Annotated in this window: 25 protein-coding genes; 8 read left to right on the top strand and 17 right to left on the bottom strand. The window is 66.1% G+C overall.

Translation table 11 applies throughout. The features are described 5' to 3' along the window. Positions 1 to 7 precede the first annotated feature (7 nt). Positions 8 to 640 carry a 23S rRNA (uridine(2552)-2'-O)-methyltransferase RlmE gene (rlmE, locus tag AC5P5M_RS09095; RefSeq protein WP_065181256.1) on the bottom strand — a complete coding sequence of 211 codons (633 nt, stop codon included), beginning with the start codon at positions 638 to 640 and terminating at the stop codon, positions 8 to 10. 65 nt (positions 641 to 705) lie between these two features. Between rlmE and yhbY the strand changes: the two genes are divergently transcribed. Next, positions 706 to 1,011 carry a ribosome assembly RNA-binding protein YhbY gene (gene yhbY, locus AC5P5M_RS09090; protein ID WP_053519735.1) on the top strand — a complete coding sequence of 102 codons (306 nt, stop codon included), beginning with the start codon at positions 706 to 708 and terminating at the stop codon, positions 1,009 to 1,011. A gap of 13 nt (positions 1,012 to 1,024) precedes the next feature. Further along, positions 1,025 to 1,399, top strand: coding sequence for an Mth938-like domain-containing protein (locus tag AC5P5M_RS09085; protein WP_053519734.1), 375 nt, complete (start codon positions 1,025 to 1,027; stop codon positions 1,397 to 1,399). 80 nt (positions 1,400 to 1,479) lie between these two features. Here AC5P5M_RS09085 and AC5P5M_RS09080 read toward each other — a convergent pair whose 3' ends face one another. The 4 genes from AC5P5M_RS09080 to surE are packed head-to-tail and all read right to left on the bottom strand — an operon-like array spanning position 1,480 to position 4,337. Beyond that, on the bottom strand, positions 1,480 to 2,253 hold the full coding sequence (locus AC5P5M_RS09080) for a peptidoglycan DD-metalloendopeptidase family protein (protein WP_053519733.1): 774 nt from the start codon (positions 2,251 to 2,253) through the stop codon (positions 1,480 to 1,482). Continuing rightward, positions 2,250 to 2,864, bottom strand: coding sequence for a YqaA family protein (locus AC5P5M_RS09075; RefSeq protein ID WP_053519732.1), 615 nt, complete (start codon positions 2,862 to 2,864; stop codon positions 2,250 to 2,252). Before AC5P5M_RS09075 ends, AC5P5M_RS09080 begins: the two co-directional genes overlap by 4 nt. A gap of 19 nt (positions 2,865 to 2,883) precedes the next feature. After that, a complete protein-coding gene (locus tag AC5P5M_RS09070; protein ID WP_053519731.1) occupies positions 2,884 to 3,561 on the bottom strand; it encodes a protein-L-isoaspartate(D-aspartate) O-methyltransferase in 678 nt (225 codons plus the stop codon). Next, entirely contained in the window at positions 3,558 to 4,337 is a 780-nt protein-coding gene (surE, locus tag AC5P5M_RS09065; RefSeq protein ID WP_053519730.1) for a 5'/3'-nucleotidase SurE, read from the bottom strand. Before surE ends, AC5P5M_RS09070 begins: the two co-directional genes overlap by 4 nt. A 209-nt stretch (positions 4,338 to 4,546) precedes the next feature. Here surE and AC5P5M_RS09060 point away from each other — a divergent pair, with 209 nt between their 5' ends. Continuing rightward, positions 4,547 to 5,086: a Smr/MutS family protein gene (locus AC5P5M_RS09060; RefSeq protein ID WP_065181254.1), complete on the top strand. Its 540-nt coding sequence runs from the start codon at positions 4,547 to 4,549 to the stop codon at positions 5,084 to 5,086. A 10-nt stretch (positions 5,087 to 5,096) separates the two neighbouring features. Here AC5P5M_RS09060 and truD read toward each other — a convergent pair whose 3' ends face one another. The 9 genes from truD to AC5P5M_RS09015 form a co-directional block, all read right to left on the bottom strand. Further along, positions 5,097 to 6,128, bottom strand: a complete 1,032-nt coding sequence (truD, locus tag AC5P5M_RS09055; protein WP_164152232.1) for a tRNA pseudouridine(13) synthase TruD — start codon at positions 6,126 to 6,128, stop codon at positions 5,097 to 5,099. Further along, positions 6,125 to 6,622, bottom strand: coding sequence for a 2-C-methyl-D-erythritol 2,4-cyclodiphosphate synthase (gene ispF, locus AC5P5M_RS09050; protein WP_074901199.1), 498 nt, complete (start codon positions 6,620 to 6,622; stop codon positions 6,125 to 6,127). Before ispF ends, truD begins: the two co-directional genes overlap by 4 nt. A gap of 34 nt (positions 6,623 to 6,656) precedes the next feature. Continuing rightward, the gene (ispD, locus tag AC5P5M_RS09045; RefSeq protein WP_074901198.1) at positions 6,657 to 7,355 is read right to left on the bottom strand and encodes a 2-C-methyl-D-erythritol 4-phosphate cytidylyltransferase; all 699 of its coding nucleotides are present in this window, start codon (positions 7,353 to 7,355) and stop codon (positions 6,657 to 6,659) included. Then, positions 7,352 to 7,705 carry a cell division protein FtsB gene (ftsB, locus tag AC5P5M_RS09040; protein WP_053519725.1) on the bottom strand — a complete coding sequence of 118 codons (354 nt, stop codon included), beginning with the start codon at positions 7,703 to 7,705 and terminating at the stop codon, positions 7,352 to 7,354. Before ftsB ends, ispD begins: the two co-directional genes overlap by 4 nt. Positions 7,706 to 7,709: 4 nt before the next feature. Next, positions 7,710 to 9,002 (bottom strand): phosphopyruvate hydratase, encoded by a 1,293-nt coding sequence (gene eno / locus AC5P5M_RS09035; protein WP_053519724.1) that lies wholly within the window; start codon positions 9,000 to 9,002, stop codon positions 7,710 to 7,712. A gap of 251 nt (positions 9,003 to 9,253) precedes the next feature. After that, positions 9,254 to 9,601, bottom strand: a complete 348-nt coding sequence (locus AC5P5M_RS09030) for a hypothetical protein (protein WP_164152229.1) — start codon at positions 9,599 to 9,601, stop codon at positions 9,254 to 9,256. Beyond that, the gene (gene kdsA / locus AC5P5M_RS09025; protein ID WP_053519722.1) at positions 9,598 to 10,428 is read right to left on the bottom strand and encodes a 3-deoxy-8-phosphooctulonate synthase; all 831 of its coding nucleotides are present in this window, start codon (positions 10,426 to 10,428) and stop codon (positions 9,598 to 9,600) included. The genes AC5P5M_RS09030 and kdsA overlap by 4 nt, the downstream gene beginning before the upstream one ends. A gap of 90 nt (positions 10,429 to 10,518) precedes the next feature. Then, positions 10,519 to 12,183 (bottom strand): CTP synthase, encoded by a 1,665-nt coding sequence (gene pyrG / locus AC5P5M_RS09020; RefSeq protein ID WP_065174923.1) that lies wholly within the window; start codon positions 12,181 to 12,183, stop codon positions 10,519 to 10,521. Positions 12,184 to 12,596: 413 nt separating this feature from the next. Further along, positions 12,597 to 12,830: a hypothetical protein gene (locus tag AC5P5M_RS09015; RefSeq protein WP_053519720.1), complete on the bottom strand. Its 234-nt coding sequence runs from the start codon at positions 12,828 to 12,830 to the stop codon at positions 12,597 to 12,599. 160 nt (positions 12,831 to 12,990) lie between these two features. Here AC5P5M_RS09015 and parE point away from each other — a divergent pair, with 160 nt between their 5' ends. From parE to AC5P5M_RS09000, 3 genes are all read left to right on the top strand, one after another. Further along, complete coding sequence (parE, locus tag AC5P5M_RS09010; RefSeq protein ID WP_053519719.1) at positions 12,991 to 14,880, top strand: DNA topoisomerase IV subunit B; 1,890 nt, start codon at positions 12,991 to 12,993, stop codon at positions 14,878 to 14,880. A gap of 151 nt (positions 14,881 to 15,031) precedes the next feature. After that, the gene (locus tag AC5P5M_RS09005; protein WP_053519739.1) at positions 15,032 to 15,610 is read left to right on the top strand and encodes a GNAT family N-acetyltransferase; all 579 of its coding nucleotides are present in this window, start codon (positions 15,032 to 15,034) and stop codon (positions 15,608 to 15,610) included. A 110-nt stretch (positions 15,611 to 15,720) separates the two neighbouring features. Continuing rightward, positions 15,721 to 17,217, top strand: coding sequence for a S10 family peptidase (locus AC5P5M_RS09000; RefSeq protein WP_111186062.1), 1,497 nt, complete (start codon positions 15,721 to 15,723; stop codon positions 17,215 to 17,217). 247 nt (positions 17,218 to 17,464) lie between these two features. Here the strand turns inward: AC5P5M_RS09000 and AC5P5M_RS08995 are convergent, their stop codons facing one another. Both AC5P5M_RS08995 and AC5P5M_RS08990 read right to left on the bottom strand, forming a co-directional pair. Then, positions 17,465 to 18,586 (bottom strand): inorganic phosphate transporter, encoded by a 1,122-nt coding sequence (locus AC5P5M_RS08995; RefSeq protein ID WP_053519810.1) that lies wholly within the window; start codon positions 18,584 to 18,586, stop codon positions 17,465 to 17,467. A 13-nt stretch (positions 18,587 to 18,599) separates the two neighbouring features. After that, positions 18,600 to 19,226, bottom strand: coding sequence for a DUF47 domain-containing protein (locus AC5P5M_RS08990; protein WP_004152833.1), 627 nt, complete (start codon positions 19,224 to 19,226; stop codon positions 18,600 to 18,602). Positions 19,227 to 19,518: 292 nt separating this feature from the next. On the opposite strand from AC5P5M_RS08990, the gene AC5P5M_RS08985 reads away from it, so the two are divergent. After that, positions 19,519 to 20,823: a hemolysin family protein gene (locus AC5P5M_RS08985; protein WP_053519809.1), complete on the top strand. Its 1,305-nt coding sequence runs from the start codon at positions 19,519 to 19,521 to the stop codon at positions 20,821 to 20,823. Then, positions 20,807 to 21,460: an exopolysaccharide biosynthesis protein gene (locus AC5P5M_RS08980; protein ID WP_495205777.1), complete on the top strand. Its 654-nt coding sequence runs from the start codon at positions 20,807 to 20,809 to the stop codon at positions 21,458 to 21,460. Before AC5P5M_RS08985 ends, AC5P5M_RS08980 begins: the two co-directional genes overlap by 17 nt. A 10-nt stretch (positions 21,461 to 21,470) precedes the next feature. Here the strand turns inward: AC5P5M_RS08980 and AC5P5M_RS08975 are convergent, their stop codons facing one another. Then, positions 21,471 to 21,968, bottom strand: coding sequence for a pyridoxamine 5'-phosphate oxidase family protein (locus tag AC5P5M_RS08975; RefSeq protein ID WP_053519807.1), 498 nt, complete (start codon positions 21,966 to 21,968; stop codon positions 21,471 to 21,473). Between the last annotated feature and the right edge of the window lie 57 nt (positions 21,969 to 22,025).

Here is a 22,025-nt window from a genome sequence, read left to right as displayed (position 1 = left end):
TGCGAGCTTACTTCATGTGGGCGCGTTTGCCCTGACCCAAGGCGTACACCTCGGGAGAGCGTTTGCGCGACGCTTCCGGCTTGCGGATGGAGACCTTGTCGTAGCGACGGCGCATTTCACGCACGTAGTCGTCAAAGCCCACACCCTGGAACAGCTTGATCAGGAACGCCCCGCCGGTCTTCAGGTGGTTGTCGGCGAAGTCCAGCGCCAGCTCCGCCAGATGCATCATCCGCGGCTGGTCGACCGCGTCCATGCCACTTTTATTGGGGGCCATGTCCGACAGCACAAGGTCCACCGGCTCGTCCCCGAGCATGGCTTCAAACTGAGATAGGACGGCTTCTTCCCTGAAGTCACCGTGAAGGAACTCCACACCCGCCAGCGGCGGCATCTCCAGGATGTCCAGCGCCAGCACGCGGCCGGTGTCTCCCATCTGTCTCCGAACCTGCTGAGACCATCCGCCAGGGGCGGCACCGAGGTCCACCACGACCATGTTCCGCTTCAGCAGGCGGTCACGTTCAAGCAACTCTTCAAGCTTGTAGGCCGCCCGCGAGCGCATGCCTTCGGCCTGCGCCTTCTTCACGAAAGGGTCGGAGAAGTGTTCCTTGAGCCAGCGCTGGCTGCTTTTGCTGCGGGTTGCCATTGGAAATAGGGGCTGATGGGGCCGTCATGATACCCTGATCCTCCCATTCAACCGTCTTTTCCTGCATGTCCATCGCCCTGACCGCCTCCCAGACCCGTTTCCTGCGCGGCCAAGCCCACGACCTGAAGGCCCTGCTGCAGACCGGCGGCAAGGGAGTGACCCCGGCCTTCATCGCGGAACTGAACGAAGTGCTGGAGCGCCACGAACTGGTCAAGGTCAAGGTCGCAGCCGAGGACCGCGAGGCCCGGGACGCGATGATCGGCGAGATCGTCGAAGCCACCGACAGTGCGCTGGTGCAGCGCATCGGTCACGTTGCCGTGCTGTATCGCCCGAGCAGGGAACAGCGCCAGATCGTGCTGCCGCGCGGCTGATCGCGCTACCGCCATGCAGCTGAACCACGAGCCGCCCGATTACGCCTACAGCCTGCGCGCTGCCGATGGCCGCTCGGCCAAGGTCAATGACACGGTGCTGGCCAGCAGCTTTCTGCTGACGCCGGACCAGCTGGTCGAACATTGGCCTGTCGCCGATGCGGCGGCGCTGACGGTGGCCGACCTGGAACCGGTGCTGGCACTGAGTCCTGCATTGATCGTGCTGGGAACCGGCGAGCGGCAGGTGTTTCCGTCGGCTGCGGTCATGGCCGCCTGCCTGTCGCGCGGGATCGGCCTGGAAGTGATGAACAACCCTGCCGCGGCGCGCACCTTCAACATCCTTGCCGGCGAAGGCCGCAAGGTGGCGGCCGCGTTCATCCTGGAAGGTTGAGGACCACCGCCGGGCATGGCCCGGCGCTACCTTGATGCGCATACGCCGGGCATGGCCCGGCGCTACCGTACCTGCCTGCGCTAGCGCGCTGGCAGGTACTGCTGCGGATCGACCGGCTTGCCGTTGTAGCGGATTTCAAAGTGCAGCATGTCGCGATTCGCGCCGGTGCGCCCCATCTCGGCAATCTGCTCACCCGCCTTCACGCTCTGTCCCTCGTTGACCAGGCGCTTGCGGTTGTGGCCGTAGGCCGACAGCCACTGGTCGCTGTGCTTGATGATGATCAGCTCGCCATAGCCGACCAGTCCGGCGCCCGAGTACACCACCACACCGTTGGCGGTGGCCTTGACGGCCTGCCCGCTGGTGCCGGCAATGTCGACGCCCTGCTTGGTTGCGTCGCCGGCCACGTAGCGGCCCACGATCGCGCCATCGGCTGGCCAGCGCCAGGCGATGTTGCTCTTCACCGGACCGGCCGGTGCCGTGGCCGGTGCCGTGCTGCCGCCGCTGCGCGGCGCGGTGACCACGGTGGTCGGTGCGCGGCCGCTGCTGGCCCCCGGCGGATAAAGACGGATGACCTGACCCGGATAGATCGTCGACGGGTTATCCAGGCTGTTCCACGCGATCAGATCGGCCGGGGTGATGTCGTGGATGCGGGCCAGCGCGTAGATCGTGTCGCCCTTGCGCACGACCACGGTCTGCCCCGGCTTGGCCACCGAAGTCTTGGGCGTAGTGACCGCAGCCCCGCCACCACTGCCATTGGGCCGCACCACCGTGGCAGTGCCACAGGCAGCCAGGCCGGAAACCAGCAGCACCAGCGCGCCGACGCGCACTCCCTTGCTCAGACGATCAGCACTCATGCGAACTTCGACCTCCATACAAGCCAGGCGATCAGCACCACCACCAACGCGGTGGCGATCCAGCCCAGCGGTTCAATCCAGCGACGCAGCGCCGCTTCGGCGCGCGCTCCACCGATGCGGATCACGGCAGCGAGCACATACACGCGCTTGCCGCGTCCGATCAGCATGCTCAGCAGGTACTGCGGCATCGGTACGCCGACGATACCCGATGCCCACGTGAAGACCTTCATCGGGATCGGCATGAAGCCGCCCAGGACCAGGAACGTGAACACCGCCCACGGCGATTCGGCCATCTTCTCCTGCACGGTGGTGATGCCCTGTTCGATTGCCGGCAACATGCCCAGCACTTCGAACAACGGCTTGATCGCCTCGAATGCGAAGTGACCCAGCGCATAGCCGACCACGGCACCGACCATCGAACCGGCCAGGCTGAGGGTCGCGAACCACCACCCGCGCCGGGGTTGAGCCACGCACATCGGGGCCAGCATCACTTCCGGCATCACCGGAAAGATGATCGCCTCGAAAAAACTCAGCACCGTCAGGTAGGTCGGCGCGCGTTCGTGCGCCGCCCACTTCATCGCCCGCTCGTACAGCGGTCCGAAAATCTTCATGCAACCCTGCTCCGTGGATTCAATCCAGCATGCCAGACAGCAGCGGCACGAAGGTGACCGGTGCCAGCACGCGCTGTTCGACGCTGCCGTCGGCCCTGCGGTCCAGCTGCACCAGCGACTGTGCACTGGCACCGCCGACCGGCGCCACCAGCCGGCCACCTTCGGCCAGCTGCTCGATCAGTGCGTCGACCAGCGCCGGGGCCGCAGCTGTGACGACGATGGCATCAAACGGGCCGTGCTCCGCCCAGCCGACACGGCCGTCATCGTGCTTGGTGCGGATGTTCATGCCGAGTGCGCGGAACCGCTTGCGGGCCTGCCGCAGCAGGTCGCCGATGCGCTCCACGGTGTAGACCTCCAGGCCCAGTGCACCAAGCACGGCGGCCTGGTAGCCGGAGCCCGTCCCCACCTCCAGCACCCGCTTGGGCGCCACCTGCACGACCGCTTCGGTCATCCGCGCCACCACCCAGGGTTGCGAGATGGTCTGGCCGTGGCCGATCGGCAGCGCGGTGTCTTCATAGGCCCGCGAGGCCAGGGCCTCGTCGATGAACAGATGGCGGGGCACCACCCGGATCGCGTTCAGCGTGGATTCGTCGACGATGCCGGCTTCGCGCAGGCGATCGACCAGACGATCGCGGACGCGCTGTGACGTCATGCCGATGCCGACGGCTTCCGGTTGCAGGCGCAGGCGTGGGCTCATGCCGGCTGGTCCAGCGCGGCGCTGAGACCGCCGACCCAGCTGGCCACTTTCTCAAGCGCCTGATAGCGGGTCAGATCCACCTGGATCGGGGTGATCGAGATATGCCCGGTACGCACCGCGTGGAAGTCGGTGCCGGGGCCGGAGTCCTGCTCGCGGCCCGCCGGACCGATCCAGTACACCTCGTTGCCGCGTGGATCCTTCTGCGGGATGCAGCCTTCGGCGCGATGGCGGTTGCCCAGCCGGGTGACTTCGAAACCCTTGACCTCGGTCCACGGCAGGTCGGGCACGTTGACGTTGAGGATGGTGTCCGCCGGCAGCGGGTCGGCCTTGAGGCGGGCGACGATTTCCACGGCGGCACGCGCCGCGGTCTCGAAGTGACGGGGATCGTGATTGCGGGTCACCAGGGACACCGCCACCGCGGGCAGGCCGAGGAAGCGCCCCTCCATCGCCGCCGAGACGGTTCCGGAATAGATCACGTCGTCACCCAGGTTGGCGGCGTTGTTGATGCCCGACACGACAATGTCGGGTTCGAACTCCAGCAGGCCGGTCAGCGCCAGATGCACGCAGTCGGTGGGCGTGCCGGCCACCGACACGGTGTAGTGATCGATGCGCTTGAGCCGGATGGGCAGGTCCAGGGTCAGTGAATTGCTGGCGCCTGAGCGATCGCGGTCGGGTGCGACCACCGTCACTTCGTGGCCGGCGTCACGCAGTACCGAGGCAAGCATCCGGATACCTGCGGCGTCGACGCCATCGTCGTTACTGACCAGAATTCGCATCTTCGATTTAACCGCTTGATTTTCCAAGAATTCGATTCCGTCACCGTGCGGTGTTGGCGGGACCGTCGTGCTTCCCTGCGGAAGCCGACGACCCTGCAGGGGCATCGTCTATTGTGCCGCATGCGAGCCGCAGGTCCTACCCTGCCGGCGGTCACGACTGGCCTCGCATTGCGATAGGCAGGCCCGCCTCACCGGTTTACCCTGTGCGCATGTCGCATCCAGAAGACGAAGACCCTGCCGCGCTCTTCCGCGCGGCCATCGGCGAAGTGACGCCGCTGCGCAAAGAGGCCGAACCCGCGCCGGCCGCTGCCCGGCCGAAGCCGCGCGCGCGCATGGCCGAACGCGACGAGGCCGAGGCCGCCGGCGAGTTCGCCCGGCTGTTGCGCGACAGCGCACCGCTGGAAGCCGGGGATGTGGCCAGCTACCGGCGCGACGCCCTTCCGCCGCGGCTGTTCCAGCGTCTCAAGCGCGGCCAGTACTCGGTGCAGGACGAGCTGGATCTGCATGGCGCGACCGCAGCGCAGGCCGAGGCCATGCTGCGCCAGTTCCTGCTGGAGGCGCACGCACATGAGTATGGCTGCGTGCGCATCATCCACGGCAAGGGACTGCAGTCCGACGGTGGTGCGCCGGTCCTGAAGAATCTGGTCGACCGGCTGCTGCGCCTGCGCAACGATGTGCTTGCCTTCCATTCGGCGCCGACCAGCCAGGGCGGAACCGGTGCCGTACTGGTGCTGCTGTCCCGGCGCTGATGCAATCCGCTCAGGACTGCGCGGCGTCCTCGACCGGTCCGAGCTCGTGCAGGACCGCGGTGGCGTAGCAGCCCGGCGGCAGCGCGAACGACAGCTCAAGCACATCTTCCGCCAGCCACTGGTGCTGCAGCAGCGCAGGACGCAGGCGCAACGCGCGGCGCTCCTGCTTCAGCCGTGCCTCTTCCAGTCCGGCACGCAGCGCCTTCGATTCCTCGTCGTCGAGCGCGCGCAGTTCGAGCTCGCGGGCTGCGCCGGTACTGCGCAGCTCGCCCTCTCCCCACAACGGCGCGCTGGGATGGATATCGAACCCGGCCAGCCGCGCTGCCAGTGCATCGGTGTAAGGCTCCGGACCAAACACGCTGCGGCTGCCATCCAGCATCCACACCTCACCGTCCAGCGGCTGGTCCCAGACACCCTGCTCCACGCGTGCGGCAAGCACGCGATTGAACAGTGCTGAACGCGCAGCCGACAGCAGCAGCGAGCGCTGGTCCTTGCGCATGCGGCGGCCACCGAACATCGCCAGCGCTGCCGGAACGTTGCCGCCATCGCGGCCGAAACGCTGCTCGCCGAACCAGTTCGGCAAACCACGATCGGCAATCTGCTGCAGGCGTTCGCTGATTGCGACCGCATCGCCGCGTACCTGGCGCAGCACCAGCCTGAAACGATTGCCGGCCAGCGCGCCACGCTGCAGCTTGCGGTTGTGCCAGGTTGCATCGAGCACTTCGATATCATCGCTGGCCAGCAGCGCCAGATCCGGCGCGACGCGCTTGGGCAGATGCACACTGAAGCGCTGGGTGGTGACCGCGTGGCGATCCTTCATCCCGGCATAGCTGACCGCCATCTCCGGCAAGCCAGCCCACTTGGCCAGCACCTTGGCCACATGCACGGTGTTGGCACCGCGCTTGCGGACATGCAGCAGCAGATGCTCGCCCTCGCCCGTGGCCTCAAAGGCCGGCAGCTCGTCGACCTGGAAATCCTCCGGGGTGGTGCGGATGCGCGCCTGCAGCAGCGGCGCACCGAACGCGAGCGGCAGCGGAATCATGCCGCCACCAGCAGGACCACAGCCTGTGCCGCGATGCCTTCACCGCGACCGGTGAAGCCAAGCTTCTCCGACGTGGTGGCCTTTACGCTGACCGCATCCAGTGGCAGCTGCAACAGTGCCGCGATGCATTCACGCATTGCCAGCGCATGCGGCCCGACCTTCGGTCGTTCACAGATCACGGTGACATCGGTGTTGCCGACGCACCAGCCACGCTCACGCAGGAGAGCGTCGCAGTGGCGGACGAAGTCGCTGCTGTCGGCCCCCTTCCAGCGATCATCGCTGGGCGGAAAGTGCTGGCCGATGTCGCCAAGCGCCAGCGCGCCGAGCATGGCGTCACACAGCGCGTGCAGGATCACGTCGCCATCGCTGTGCGCGAGCACACCGTGGCTGTGCGGCACGCGCACGCCTCCCAGCATGATGTGGTCACCCTCACCAAAGGCGTGGACGTCGTAGCCCTGGCCGATGCGGACGGGCGGGAACGGAGCAGTGCTCATGGATGCAACCCTTGCAGCAGGGCCGCGCGGGCGTTCAGCCGGCGCGGCGGGAAAGTACGAATTCGAAGCGGTCCAGGTCGGCGGGCGTGGTGACCTTGAAGTTGTCCTCGCTGCCTTCAACCAGCAGCGGGCGCTGGCCCTGGCGTTCCATGGCCATGGCTTCGTCGGTGACGTCCACGCCGGACGCAGCGGCGTCGGTCAGCGCGCGGATCAACTGATGGCGGCGGAACAGCTGCGGGGTCAGCGCGCGCCACAGGCGCTCGCGGGGCTCGGTGCCGTCGATGCCACCATCGTCACCGGCCCGCTTCAGGGTGTCGCGTACCGGCGCGGCAAGAATGGCCCCGACCGGATCGGTACGGCCAACCTCCAGCAGGCGGCCCAGGTCGGCCAGCGACAGATTGGGCCGCGCGGCATCGTGCACCAGCACGAACTCATCGGCGCGGACGCTCTCCGGCAGCGCAAGCAGGCCGGCCAGCACGGAGGCGGCGCGGGTCGCCCCGCCCGTGCAGGTCAGCACCGGCTTGCCTGCCCATTCGCTCCAGCCCGGCCAATCCGCGTCATTCTCGCCGATCACCACCATCGCGCCGGCAACGGCCGGGTGGGCCAGCAGTGCCTGCAGGGTGTGGGCCAGCAGCATCTGCCCGCCCGCCTGCAGATACTGCTTGGGCAGTGGCGCACCGAAGCGGGCGCCACGACCGGCAGCGGGAACGACCACCCAGATCGCCGCGCTCATGGCACGTCCGCCGGGTGGTCGCCCGCCTGTTCGGGCATCGGCACCGGCGGCTGCGCCGGACGAACCGGCGCGTCGTCGACCACCCGGTAGAACTTCTCGCCGGGCTTGATCATGCCCAGCTCACTGCGTGCGCGCTCTTCGATGGCGGACTGGCCTTCCTTGAGGTCCTTCACTTCGGCAGCCAGCGCATCATTGCGCTGCTGCAGACCTTCGTTGTCCCGTTCCTGGCCGGCAACCTGGGCTTCGAGCATCATCACTTCCCCCGAATTGCCCGGGCCGAACCAGAAACGGTACTGCAGCCATGCCAGCAGCAGGGCCAGCACCAGCAGCAGCCAGCGCCAATCGCGCATGGCCTCAGCGCTTCAGCGAAACGAACGCGTCACGACCGGCGTAACGCGCGCCGGCACCGAGGGCTTCCTCGATGCGCAGCAGCTGGTTGTACTTGGCCACGCGATCGCTGCGGCACAGCGAGCCGGTCTTGATCTGGGTGGCAGTGGTCGCCACGGCGATGTCGGCGATGGTGGTGTCTTCGGTTTCACCCGAACGGTGCGAGACGACAGCGGCATAACCGGCACGGTCAGCCATGGCAATCGCTTCCAGGGTTTCACTCAGGGTGCCGATCTGGTTGACCTTGATCAGGATGGCATTGGCAGTACCGGAGTCGATGCCCTCCTGGAAGATCTTCGGATTGGTCACGAACAGGTCATCGCCCACCAGCTGCACCTTCTTGCCGATGCGATCGGTCAGCAGCTTCCAGCCCGCCCAGTCGTTCTCGGCCAGGCCGTCCTCGATGGTGATGATCGGGTACTGCGCGGCCCAGTCGGCAAGGAAGTCGACGAACTGCTCGGAGGTCAGGCGCTTGTTCTCGCCGACCAGGTTGTACTTGCCGTTCTCGAAGAACTCGCTGGAGGCCACGTCCAGACCCAGCAGCACGTCCTCGCCCGCGGTGTAGCCGGCCTTGCCGATCGCTTCGAGAATGGTGTCCAGCGCCTCGACGTTGCTGCGGAAGTCAGGCGCGAAGCCGCCTTCGTCACCGACCGCGGTGCTCAGGCCATGCCCCTTCAGCACCGACTTCAGCGAGTGGAAGATCTCGGTGCCGGCGCGCAGCGCTTCGGAGAACGAGGTGAAGCCGACCGGCAGCACCATGAACTCCTGGAAATCGACGTTGTTGTCGGCATGCGCGCCGCCGTTGATGATGTTCATCATCGGCACCGGCAGCGACGGGGTCACGCCGGTCCTGCCGGCCAGGTACTGCCACAGCGCCTGCTTGCTGGATGCTGCGGCGGCGTGCGCGGCCGCCATCGAGACACCGAGCAGCGCGTTGGCGCCCAGACGGCCCTTGTTCTCGGTGCCATCAAGGTCGATCAGGCGGCGGTCCAGGCCGGACTGGTCGGTGGCCTCGAAGCCCTTCAGCGCGGCAGCGATGGTCGTGTTGACGTTGTCGACAGCCTTGCGCACGCCCTTGCCCAGGTAGCGGGTCTTGTCGCCGTCACGCAGCTCGACCGCTTCCTTTGTGCCGGTCGAGGCGCCGGAGGGAACCGCGGCACGACCGAACGAACCGTCCTCCAGGGTGACTTCGGCTTCCAGCGTGGGGTTGCCACGGCTGTCGAGGATTTCACGGGCGTGGATGCTGCGGATCGTACTCATGGTCGGGCCGGTTACCTGTATGGAGAGGGGGCGACAAAACGAATGCCGCGTGATTATCCCCGGCTGCCCGCCCGTTGCCAAATGGCGCGAACGGCGTCAGCCCCGGCTGGCCCCCGCCCCGGCAGCAGCAGCGATACCAGGAGCACCCGCAAAGCAGCGGCCATGGCCGGACAGACGGTGCCATGCCTGCGCCGCCAGCCTGAGCGCGATCAGGCCCTTGGGCCAATCGCGTGCAGACGTGCTCGTATTCATCACAGCATCCCGTAGGACAGCGCACCGAGCCACAGCGAAAGCAGGACAACCGCCAGCCCGGCGGCCACCTTGCCGCGATTCAGGCGCCAAGCCAGCACGGCGGCAGCGATGCAGCCGCCGGCAGTCAACAGTTCGCCAGCCAGCAGCGCCATGAAGTACGCCCGCAGATTGAGCACGCTGCTGCCATCACCCGGGGACCGCACGGACGCTGCGCCGATCAGCACCAGACCGAACACGCCCGCCGTGAACAACCCCGCCAGGCCCAGTGCGATCAGGCCCCACGGCCACTGTTTCCAGTGCCGGCGGCGACGCTGGGTTTCCAGCGCCGTCCATGGGTCAGACTTCACGCGAAGCGTGAGAAACCGTGCTTCTTGGTCACCGCATCGAGCTCCATCAGCGTTTCGAGCAGTGCTTCCATCTGGTCCAGCGGCCATGCGTTGGGACCGTCGGAGAGGGCCTTGGACGGGTCAGGATGGGTCTCGGCGAACAGACCGGAGATACCCACCGCCACCGCGGCCCGGGCCAACACCGGCACATGTTCGCGCTGGCCGCCGGAGCTGGTGCCCTGCCCACCCGGCAGCTGCACCGAATGGGTGGCGTCGAACACCACCGGGCACCCGGTCTCGCGCATCACAGCCAGCGAACGCATGTCGCTCACCAGATTGTTGTAGCCGAAGCTGGCACCGCGTTCGCAGACCATGATCTGATCGTTACCGGTCGCCTTGGCCTTCTCCACGACCGGCTTCATGTCCCAGGGCGCCAGGAACTGGCCCTTCTTGATGTTGACCGGCTTCCCGGCCGAGCACACCTTGCGGATGAAGTCGGTCTGGCGAACAAGGAATGCCGGGGTCTGCAGCACATCCACGACCGAAGCCACTTCGTCCATCGGGGTGTACTCATGGACGTCGGTCAGCACCGGCACGCCGATCTGCTTCTTGACCTCGGCCAGGACTTTCAGCCCCTCCTCCATGCCCGGGCCGCGGAAAGCGGTACCAGACGTGCGGTTGGCCTTGTCGAAGCTGGACTTGAAGATGAAGTTCACACCGAGCTTGCCGGTGATCTCCTTCAGCTTGCCAGCGGTATCGAGCTGCAACTGCATCGACTCGATCACGCAGGGGCCGGCGATCAGGAACAGGGGCTGGTCCAGCCCCACTTCGAATCCACACAGTTTCATGGCGTTTCCTTAGAGTTGTCCGCTACATCGAACGGGCCGATGCACTTGGTTCAAGCGAGCAAGATGGGGCCTGGCGGGCCCCATCGCAAGTCAGGCGCGCGCTTCCTGCAACAACTGGCCACCGGCCTTGCGCTCGCGTGCGGCGCGGATGAAGCCGATGAACAGCGGGTGGCCGTCACGCGGCGTGGACAGGAACTCCGGATGCGCCTGGCAGGCCAGGAACCAGGGATGCGCATCGCGCGGCAGCTCGACCACTTCCACCAGGGTGTCATCCATCGACTTGCCGGCGATCACCAGGCCGGCGTCCTCCAGCTGGGTGCGGTAACGGTTGTTGAACTCATACCGGTGGCGGTGGCGCTCGGCCACCACGTCCTTGCCATACAGCTCACGCGCCAGCGTGCCCGGCTTCAGGCGCTGCTCCTGCAGGCCCAGACGCATGGTGCCGCCCAGGTCACTCTTGTCGTCGCGCTTCTCGACGTCACCGGCAGCGGTGCGCCACTCGGTGATCAGGCCGATCACCGGATTTGGCGACTGGCGATCATTCTCGGTGCTGTTGGCACCTTCGAGGCCGACCACGTTGCGCGCGTAATCGACCACGGCCGCCTGCATGCCGTAGCAGATGCCGAAGTACGGCACCTGGTTCTCGCGGGCGAACTTCGAGGTCAGCACCTTGCCTTCGAAACCACGGTCGCCGAATCCGCCCGGCACCAGGATGCCATCGACATCGGCCAGCGCGGCCATGTCCGTGCCTTCCAGGTCCTGCGCTTCCAGCCACTTCAGATTGACCCGGGTACGCTGGCGCAGGCCACCATGCTTGAGTGCTTCGCCGACCGACTTGTATGCATCCTGGTGATCGACGTACTTGCCGACCACGGCGATGGTCACCTCGTCGAGCGGATGCAGCGTGGCGTCGACCGCGTCCTCCCACACCGACAGATCGACAGGACCGGCCTTGTCGGCCAGCTTCAGCTGGTTGACGACAATCTCATCCAGGCCCTGCGCATGCAATCCCGAAGGGATGCGATACAGCACATCCACGTCCGGCACGCTGATCACGGCGCGTTCGGAAACGTTGGTGAACTGGGCGATCTTGCGACGCTCCGAATCGGGCACGGCCTGCTCCGAACGGCACAACAGCACATCCGGCTGGATGCCGATCGAACGCAGCTCCTTCACCGAGTGCTGGGTCGGCTTGGTCTTCAGTTCGCCGGCCGCGCCGATGTACGGCACCAGGGTGAGGTGCATGAACAGCGCCTTCTCCGGACCACGCTCGGTACGCACCTGGCGGATCGCCTCCAGGAACGGCAGCGATTCGATGTCGCCGACGGTGCCACCGATCTCGACCAGGGCGACGTCATAGCCTTCGGTGGCTTCGTCGATGCAACGACGGATCTCGTCGGTAATGTGCGGAATGACCTGCACGGTCGCGCCGAGGTAATCGCCGCGACGCTCCTTGCGGATCACGTTCTCGTAGATGCGACCGGTGGTGACCGAATTCTTGCGGCTCAGGCGCGTCCGCACGAACCGCTCGTAGTGGCCCAGATCGAGATCGGTCTCGGCACCGTCGTCGGTGACATAGACCTCGCCGTGCTGGAACGGGCTCATGGTGCCCGGATCAACGTTGATGTAGGGGTCGAGCTTCATCATCGTGACCTTCAGGCCACGGGCTTCGAGAATGGCGGCCAGCGACGCAGCGGCAATGCCTTTGCCGAGCGAGGACACCACGCCGCCGGTTACGAAAATCAAGGGAGTCATGGCTGCAAGCATCCTGTCTGGAAATGGAAAACGACAGCGCCACGCACGCCCTGGGGGCGGACATGGCGCTTGAAGGGGGTTTTCCGGTTCGCTGGGGCAGCGAGGGAGGTGCCGATCCGTGCGGCGGCTGGCGCCAGACGGTAACCATCGCGCGAGGTCGGGGCAACCGCGCCGGTCACATCGACCGTCACCTGCGACCCGCATTGCTGGAGGCCACGCATGGCCGTGCCAGCCCATTCGCAAATGGTGGACACGCACTACTCCCGGAAAGCCATAGTTTACAGATAGATGGCCGCCAACCCAAGAGGCTTGTGCAGGCCGACCGAACGAAAAACGCCCCCTTGCGGGGGCGTGGCGTCGCCAGAAGCCCGCTTCTACAGGGCTTCCGCGGGAAAGGGAGGGTGCGCGTGCGCTCAGCGCTTCTTGCGCGCCTCTTCCTCTTCTTCCTGCTGCGGAACCGGCTGGCCCTTGGCCTTCAGCTCCGCATTGGCCTGCGCGCGGCGCTTGGCCTTGGCGTCGGCTTCGGCCTGTGCCTTGTCGGCCTGGTCACCCTGCTGCGGGGCCGGCTGGCCGGCGTTCTGCGCCATCACCAGCGGCACCGCAACGGCGGCAGCGGCCAGGATCGCAATGGTCAGCAACTTCTTCATGGAGTCCTCCTCGCGGTATGGCTGGGACATGGGGACGCTGGCGTCCGGATTCCAGCGGCTGCCATTTTACCCCCTCCCCGGTGGCGAGGCTGAACCGCAGGCGTGCAAATTCGCCGCCCAGACCGCACACTTGCGCGTCGCTCCGCGCTTTAGAACATAGATGAACGCCCGCTATAACGCCGCCGATATTGAAGTCCTGTCCGGCCTTGACCCGGTCAAGCGCCGTCCCGGCATGTATACCGACACCGCGCGCCCCAACCACCTGGCGCAGGAAGTGATCGACAACTCGGTGGACGAGGCCCTCGCCGGCCACGCCCGCTCGATCGAGATCACCCTGTACAAGGACGGCAGCGTGGAGGTCAGCGATGACGGCCGTGGCATGCCGGTGGACATCCATCCGGAAGAGAAGATCCCGGGTGTCGAGCTGATCCTGACCCGCCTGCACGCGGGCGGTAAGTTCAGCAACAACAACTACACCTTCTCCGGCGGCCTGCACGGCGTCGGCGTCAGCGTGGTCAACGCGCTGTCGACCCTGGTGGAGGTGCACATCAAGCGTGAAGGTGCCGAACACCGCATCACCTTCCGTAACGGTGACCGCGCCACGCCGCTGGAAGTGGTGGGCACGGTCGGCAAGAAGAACACGGGTACCCGCGTGCGCTTCTGGCCCGACCCGAAGTACTTCGATACGCCGAAGTTCGCGGTGCGCGCGCTCAAGCATCTGCTGCGCGCCAAAGCGGTGTTGTGCCCGGGCCTGACCGTGAAGCTGACCGACGAAGCCACCGGCGAAGTCGACACCTGGTACTACGAGGACGGCCTGCGCGACTACCTGAAGCTGGAGCTGGGCGAGCGCGAAATGCTGCCGGCCGACCTGTTCGTCGGCAACCTGAAGAAGGACACCGAAGTGGTGGACTGGGCCGTGGCCTGGCTGCCGGAAGGCGAGCTGGTCCAGGAAAGCTACGTCAACCTGATCCCGACCGCCCAGCACGGTACCCACGTCAACGGCCTGCGCACCGGCCTGACCGAGGCGCTCCGAGAGTTCTGCGACTTCCGCAACCTGCTGCCGCGTGGCGTGAAGCTGGCGCCGGAAGACGTGTGGGACCGCGTGTCGTTTGTGCTGTCGCTGAAAATGACCGATCCGCAGTTCAGCGGGCAGACCAAGGAACGCCTGTCCTCGCGGCAGGCCGCCGGTTTCGTGGAAGGTGCCGCGCACGATGCATTCAGCCTGCTGCTGAACCAGAACGTGGAACTGGGCGAGAAGATCGCGCAGATCGCCATTGAGCGCGCCAGCGCACGCCTGAAGACCGAAAAGCTGGTGGTCCGCAAGAAGGTCACCCAGGGCCCTGCCCTGCCGGGCAAGCTGGCCGACTGCATCAGCCAGGACCTGTCGCGTACCGAACTGTTCCTGGTGGAAGGTGATTCGGCAGGCGGCAGCGCCAAGCAGGCACGCGACAAGGATTTCCAGGCGATCATGCCGCTGCGCGGCAAGATCCTGAACACCTGGGAAGTCTCCTCCAACAGCGTGCTGGCCTCGGAAGAAGTGCACAACTTGGCCATCGCCATCGGCTGCGATCCGGGCAAGGATGACATCAGCGGCCTGCGCTACGGCAAGGTGGTGATCCTGGCCGACGCCGACTCGGACGGCCTGCACATCGCCACCCTGTTGACGGCGCTGTTCCTGAAGCACTTCCCGGCGCTGGTCGACGCTGGCCACGTGTTCGTGGCAATGCCACCGCTGTTCCGCATCGACGTGGGCAAGCAGGTCTTCTACGCACTGGACGAGGAAGAAAAGCGCTCCATGCTGGACAAGATCGAGCGCGAGAAAATCAAGGGCGCGGTCAACGTGACCCGGTTCAAGGGCCTGGGCGAAATGAACCCGTCGCAGCTGCGTGAGTCCACCATCCACCCGGACACCCGTCGCCTGGTGCAGCTGACCGTGGACGATCGCGAGCAGACCCGTTCGCTGATGGACATGCTGCTGGCCAAGAAGCGGGCGTCTGACCGCAAGGGCTGGCTGGAGACCAAGGGCGATCTGGCGTCGCTGGAAGTCTGACCCCAGCGCGGGCCGGGGCCGTTTCCTGTCGGGAAACGGCTCTGGCTGCATGGCCTGGCAGTACCGGTTCAGGCCGCCCACCGGGGCATTACACCCCCATCGGCAAACCCTGCGGGTCCATAATGCGCGCTCATCCGCGTGGACCACCGCATTGCCCAGCCACTCGCTGCTGTTCCCCGGCCTGCCGCTGCACAGCACGCGGCTGGTCCTGAGCCCGATCCGTCGTGATGACGCTGCTGCGTTGTTCACGCTGCAATCCAACCCGGCGGTGATGCGCTGGTGGAACCATCCTGCCTGGACACGGCCGGGCGAAGCCCGCGAACAGATCGACGACGACCTCGCCGCACACGCCATCGGCACCCAGCTCAAGCTGGCCGTGCGCGAATCGCTGGAAGGCCCGTTGCTGGGCATCTGCGTGGTGTTTGCCGTCGATCGCGATGCTGCGCGTGCCGAGATCGGCTATCTGCTGGCACCTGAGGTCCAGGGCCGGGGCTACATGCATGAGGCGTTGCAGCAGGTGCTGGCCTACCTGTTCCGGACGCTGCGCCTGCATCGCGTCGAAGCCGAGATCGATCCGCGCAATGCGGCCTCCGCGCACGTGCTTGAACGCCTCGGCTTCCATCGTGAGGGCCTCCTGCGCCAACGCTGGCGCATCCAGGGCGAGTTGGCGGACTCGGCTGTGTACGGGCTGCTGGCCGATGACGAAGCCGCGAGCGCCCTGCCCACTTGACCCAATCTGGCCGCAACCGACGACAACGCCCGGCCATGGCTTTGGACACATACGGCGCGGCACCCTGGAGGCCTAGCATCGAAACCCCCTTCCGCTGCCGATCCGGTGCCATGAAGTCCCTGCTGCACACTGCCGCGCTCTGCGTCGGCCTGCTCATTGCTCCTGCCAGCGTGCTGGCCGCGCCCGCCGCCGAATCCAAGCCCGACGCCAGGGACGACAAGACCGAAGCACCTGCGCTGCCGGCCGACGCCTCCACCCGCCAGAGCATCCGCCTGGCGGGCCGCACGCTCGACTACACCGCCACCGTGGGGACCCTGCCGGTACGTGACGAGAAGGGCAAGGTGATCGCCGATGTAGTGTTCACCGCCTACACGATGCCCGGCAAGGACCGGCCGGTGACCTTCGCGCTCAACGGCGGGCCCGGCGCGTCCTCGGTGTATCTCAATCTGGGCGCCATCGGCCCGAAGGTCGTGACCTTCGGCTCGGAGGGCGACAGCGCGTCGGCGCCGGCCACGCTGCATGACAATCCGGGAACGTGGCTGGACTTCACCGACCTGGTCTTCATCGACCCGGTCGGCACCGGCTTCAGCCGTGCCCGCATCGGCGATGACGAAGCCAAGAAGGCACTGTACAACCCCAGTGCCGACATCGAGTACCTGTCGCGATCGATCTACGACTGGTTGCTGCGCAACCAGCGCATGGCGTCGCGCAAGTATCTCACCGGTGAGAGCTACGGTGGCTACCGCGGCCCACGCATCACCCACTACCTGCAGACGCGGCTGGGCGTTGCGATGAACGGCCTGGTGCTGGTCTCGCCGTACCTGAGCCCGACCCTGGAAGACAACGCCGACGTCTCGCCGATGGCGTGGATGCAGACGTTGCCGTCGATCGCAGCGGCGCACCTGGAGCGCCAGGGCCGCCTGACCGACGCGGCGATGCGTGAGGTGATCGAGTACACCCGCGGCGATTACGCCACCGCCCTGATGAAGGGCCGCAGCGATCCGCAGGCCACCGAGGCGATGCTGCGCCGGGTCACCGAGCTGACCGGGCTGGACCCGCAGTTCGTGCGTCGTGCCGGCGGCCGCCTGGAAACCCAGGCCTATCTGCGCGAAGTGTTCCGCGACAAGGGCACGCTGGGCAGCCGCTACGACTCGAACGTGACGGCGTTTGATCCGTTCCCGAACGATCCGGAACAGCGCGCCAACGATCCCCTGCTCGACAGCATCATCGCGCCGACCACCACCGCGATGGTCGACTTCGTCACCCGCGTGGTGGGCTGGAAGGTCGATGCGCGCTACCAGGCATTGAACTACGAGGTGAACCGGCTGTGGGACCGCAACGGCGACCTGCGCCAGGGTGCGGTGACCCAGCTGCGCCAGGCGGTGGCGATCGATCCGAATCTGCAGGTGCTGATCGCGCACGGCTGGAATGACCTGTCATGCCCGTTCATGGGCTCGATCCTGACCGTGGACCAGATGCCGGCGATGGGCAGCAACCCGGACCGCGTGCAGGTGCGCAGCTACCCGGGCGGGCACATGTTCTACAGCCGTGCCGACAGCCAGGCGGCATTCCGCAAGGATGTGCAGGCACTGTTCCAGCGCAACTGAGGGGTTCGACCGCGCCTGCGGCCCGGCGCCCGCTGACGGCAACGGCAACGGCAACGACAAAAGCCGGGTTTCCGTGGGCTGGCGAGGTTCCTGCTGCTGTTGGTGGGTGTCGACCTTGGTCGACACGCTGGATACGGAAAAACGATCTGCCCATGAAAAAAGCCCGCCGGAATCCGGCGGGCTTTTTCATTTCCGGGGTCAGATCCCTATCTGCAGGGAAAGGGCTCTGACCCCAGGGTTGCTGGCATCAGGTCCAGCCGAACAGCTCGAACAGCTTCAGGATCAGGTACGCACAGCCGCCTGCCGCCGGGATGGTCAGGATCCAGGCCCAGACGATGCGCTCGATCACGCCGAACTTCAGCGAACGCGGATTCTTGGCAAAGCCCACGCCCATGATCGCGGTGGAGATGCTGTGCGTGGTCGAGACCGGCATGCCGAAATGGGCGGCCAGGGTCAGGATGGTGGCCGAGCTGGTCTCCGCCGCGAAGCCGTGGATCGGATGCAGCTTGACCATCTTGTGGCCCAGCGTCTTGATGATCTTCCAGCCACCCGAAGCCGTACCGGCGGCCATCACCACCGCACAGGTCAGCACGATCCACATCGCGATGCCGTCACCGGCCTGCGCATCCGGGTGCATGAAGGCCAGCCAGGACGGCAGGTTGTCCAGTGCACCGGTGGCTTCGGCACCGATCAGGGTCATGGCGATGATGCCCATGGTCTTCTGTGCGTCGTTGTGCCCGTGTGCGAAGCCCATGTAGGCGGCCGAAACGATCTGCGCCTTGCCGAAGAAGGCATTGACCCAGCGCGGACGGGCCAGGCGGCCAATCGCACCACCGATCCTGGCCAGACCGGCAATCAGGCCCCACAGCAGCACCATCACCACGATGCCCAGCAGGAAGCCGGCAATCGGCGAGGTGATCATCGGCACGAACACCTTCCACAGCAGGCCCTTGTTCTGCGCCCAGCTGCCGAGCCGTTCGGACCAGATCAGCGCATCCCAGTTGTTGTGCGCGGCCGCCAGCCCGGCGCCGCACAGGCCACCGATCAGGGCGTGCGAGGACGAGGACGGCAGCCCCTTCCACCAGGTGATCAGGTTCCAGATGATGCCGCCCAGCAGGGCGCACAGGATCACCTGCGGGGTGACATCGACCACGTTGGTGTTGAGCAGGCCCGACGCGATGGTCAGCGCCACCGCCGTACCGGTCAGGGCACCGATCAGGTTCATGAAGGCGGCGAGCATCACCGCCCAGCCGGGCGAGAGCACCTTGGTCGCCACCACGGTGGCGATGGAGTTGGCGGTGTCGTGGAAGCCGTTGATGAACTCGAAGACGAGCGCAGCCAGGATCACCACCAGGACGAGGGTCAACATGCGGCGGCGTCCGTCAGCTGTTCTTCAGCACGATCTGGTACGCCACCACGCCGGCCTCGCGGCAGCGATCGATGGCTTTTTCCAGGATCTCGAAGAATTCCTTGAGCAGGAACATCTGCAGGTTGTCCAGGCGCCCGGAATAGATGTCACGGTACAGCTCCAGCATCAGCCGGTCAGCCTCGTTCTCCAGCGAGCGCAGCTTCTCGTTGAGCGCGGTCATCCGGTCCAGGTTCATGTGGCGCAGGTCGGCCACCATCTCCACCACCACGCCGGCGGCCTGCTCCAGCATCGCCGCGCGCGGCGCGAAGTCGATGTGCTCCAGGTGGGTCGTGGCCAGCGAATAGCGATCGGCGAACTTCTCGATCTGCTTGGGGATCTTGTACAGCGCCGACCCCAGCGCTTCGATGTCTTCACGCTCGATCGGCGTCATGAAGCTGTCCACCAGCGCCTGGCTGATCTTGTCCGACGCCGCGCGCTCGCGCAGGCGGGCCAGCTTGAAGGCGTCCAGCGCGGGCTGGCGGTCGGCCTCGCGCAGCATGGAATGCAGCGCCTTGGCGGCGTCGGAGGCCGCGACGGCAGCCTCATCGAGCAGGGTGTAGAACTGTTTGCCGGAACCGAAAATGGTCTGCAGAGAGAACATTGAGAAACCTGTCAGCCGTCGCGGGAAGGACGGCACCGGACGGAATTATGACGGCTAGATGACCATCTCGGGTATCCCCGCCCCCTTTCCGGGGGTGGAACCCGCCAACCTGAACAGGCAGTTGCCACCTTGCCACGGCCCTTTGCTAAGATGCCAGCGCGCCCTCGGGCGCACCTTATGGACGACGACCCTTATCCCCCAGCGCCGCGCCGGACTCTGCTCCTGAGCGCCTGCCGCCATCGCAAGCACCCGCCCTCCCTGCCACCAACCGGGGACGACGCCCGTGTTTGAAATGATCCTGATTGTCTTCGCGCTGGTTCTGTTGAACGGCTTCTTCGCCATGTCCGAGATGTCGGTCATGACCTCGCGCAAGAGCCGTCTCAAGCAGATGGCCGGCAGCTCCAAGCGCGCCGCCAAGGCCCTGGAGCTGTCCGAAAAGCCCGAGAGCTTCCTGTCCACGGTCCAGATCGGCATCACCGTCATCGGCGTGCTGACCGGCTACCTGGGCGGCGACGCCATCGGCGATGCCATTGCCGGCTGGCTGCAGGGCCTGATGCCCGGCTTCGCCTACGCCTCCCAGGTCGGCACCACGCTGGCCGTGACCCTCATCACCTTCGTGACCCTGATCTTTGGTGAGCTGGTGCCCAAGCGGCTGGCCCTGACCCGCTCCGAGGCCATTGCCAGCCTGGTGGCCATGCCGATGAGCTGGCTGGCCAAACTGGCCCTGCCCTTCGTCTGGCTGCTGTCCAGGACGACCCAGCTGGTGCTGAAGGCACTTGGCCTGGGCAAGGACGAAGCCGCCTCGGTGACCGAAGAGGAGATCCGCATGCTGGTGGCCGAAAGCCACGAGGCAGGTGTGATCGATACCCATGAGCGCGACATGATGAACCGCGTGATGCGGCTGGGCGATCGCACCGCCGACAGCCTGATGACGCCGCGCAACCGGATCGCCTGGCTGGACACGCAGGCCGGCCTGGACCGCAACCTGGAAATCATGGCCGAGCATGAGTTCTCGCGCTATCCGGTCTATCGCGACAACGACATGGATGTGGTCGGTGTGCTTGAACTGAAATCGCTGGCGACCCGCATGGCACGCGGCGACAACGCGCTGTTCCAGACCCTGCGCGAGCCGTTGTACGTTTCCGAGTCCACCCATGCGATGAAGCTGCTGGAGATCTTCCGGGAAGAACAGCAGTCGATGGCGCTGGTCGTCGACGAATACGGCGAGATCCAGGGACTGGTCACCATCAGCGACCTGATGGGCGCAGTGGTCGGCCGCCTTCAAGCGGTGGAGAATGCCGACGAGGACGCACTGGTGGTGACCCGTGAGGACGGCTCGCTGCTGGTGGACGGCTCGCTGCCGGTGGACGACCTCCGCGAGCTGATCGGCAGCAACGAGCTTCCCGACGCCGAAGAGGGCGACTACTACACCCTGGCCGGCATGTGCATCCACTACTTCGGCCGCATCCCGCACGCGGGCGAGTACTTCGACTGGGCCGGCTGGCGCTTCGAGATCGTCGACCTGGACGGTGCACGTGTGGACAAGCTGCTGCTGCGCACGCTGTCGGACGAGCAGGCCGATGAGCTCACCGCCTGAGTCCGGCCCGCGCGACGCAGCACCTGCCTATCGCAACGAAGGCATCCGCACGCTGCTGGAAATGTTCGCCTGGGGTGATCCGGCCCAGCACATGAGGCTGGGCCAGATCCTGCAGGATCTGCAGCAGAGCGCCTTCGGCGTTTTCCTGTTCGTGGCGATCCTGCCGTCGTTCATCCCGATTCCGGGGCTGGGCGGTGCGGTCAGTGGCCCCCTGGTGATCCTGATCGGCCTGCAGATGCTGTGCTGCATGCGGCGCCCCTGGCTGCCGGGCTTCATTGCCCGCCGCGGGCCGAAGCGCGGCACCATGCACCGGTTCCTGGACCGCATCGACCGCCCGCTGCGGCGCTTGGACCGCATGCTCAGGCCACGCCTGCCGCAGCTGCTCAAGCCGCTGCCGGCCCACGCGTTCACCGGCGCACTGCTGGTCCTGCTGGGCATCCTGCTGTCGCTGCCGATCCCGTTCACCAACTATCTGTTCGGCTTCCAGCTGCTGCTGTTCTCCCTGGCCCTGCTCGAGCGCGACGGCGCGCTGATGCTGGTCAACTGGATCGGAGCATTGGCGGCAATCGCGTTCTTTGGTTTCAGTTCCGGCCAACTGGTGAGCTACACCGTCGAACTGTTCCAGCGCTGGTTCTGAACCGGGCCCATCAACGCAGGTCGACGAAACCGTTGTCGGCAAGCTGGCCTGGCTCATCCTGTACCGCAGACAGCACGAACGTCAGCGCCCTGCCCAGCAGCGTGCCCGGCCCATCCCAGTACTCGGCCGATTCGGCCTGCACGTGGATGAGCCGAAGGTTCGGATCGTCCTTGCCGCCGGGGAAGAACAGCTTCATCGCTGGCGACCACAGCGCTTCCACCTTGGCCCGATCGTCGACGATGCGCGCATTGCCCGCCACGGACACATAGGTGTTCTTCGACGTCGAAGCGTAGGCCACGTTGACCCGCGGATTGAGCGCGATTTCCGCCACTTTCGGGCTGTCGGCTGCAGTAGCGAACCAGAGGTCACCATCGAAGGCGACCTGCTGGGTGCCGAGCGGACGGCTGTACAGGCGACCATCCACACCGACCGTGGTGAACATCGCCACCTCCACGTCCTTGATCAGTTCGGCCAGCTGGGCGATGTGTTCTGCGCGGGAATCCGACATGGGGAGCTCCAGGGGTAGGGAGCCCCCATCAGACGCGGAAGGTCTGCAATGCGCCGT

Source organism: Stenotrophomonas sp. YJH_SMC_106-19 (genome assembly GCF_059368375.1).
The sequence above is the reverse complement of the archived record's forward strand: the minus strand, read 5'-3'. Positions and strand labels throughout refer to the sequence as shown.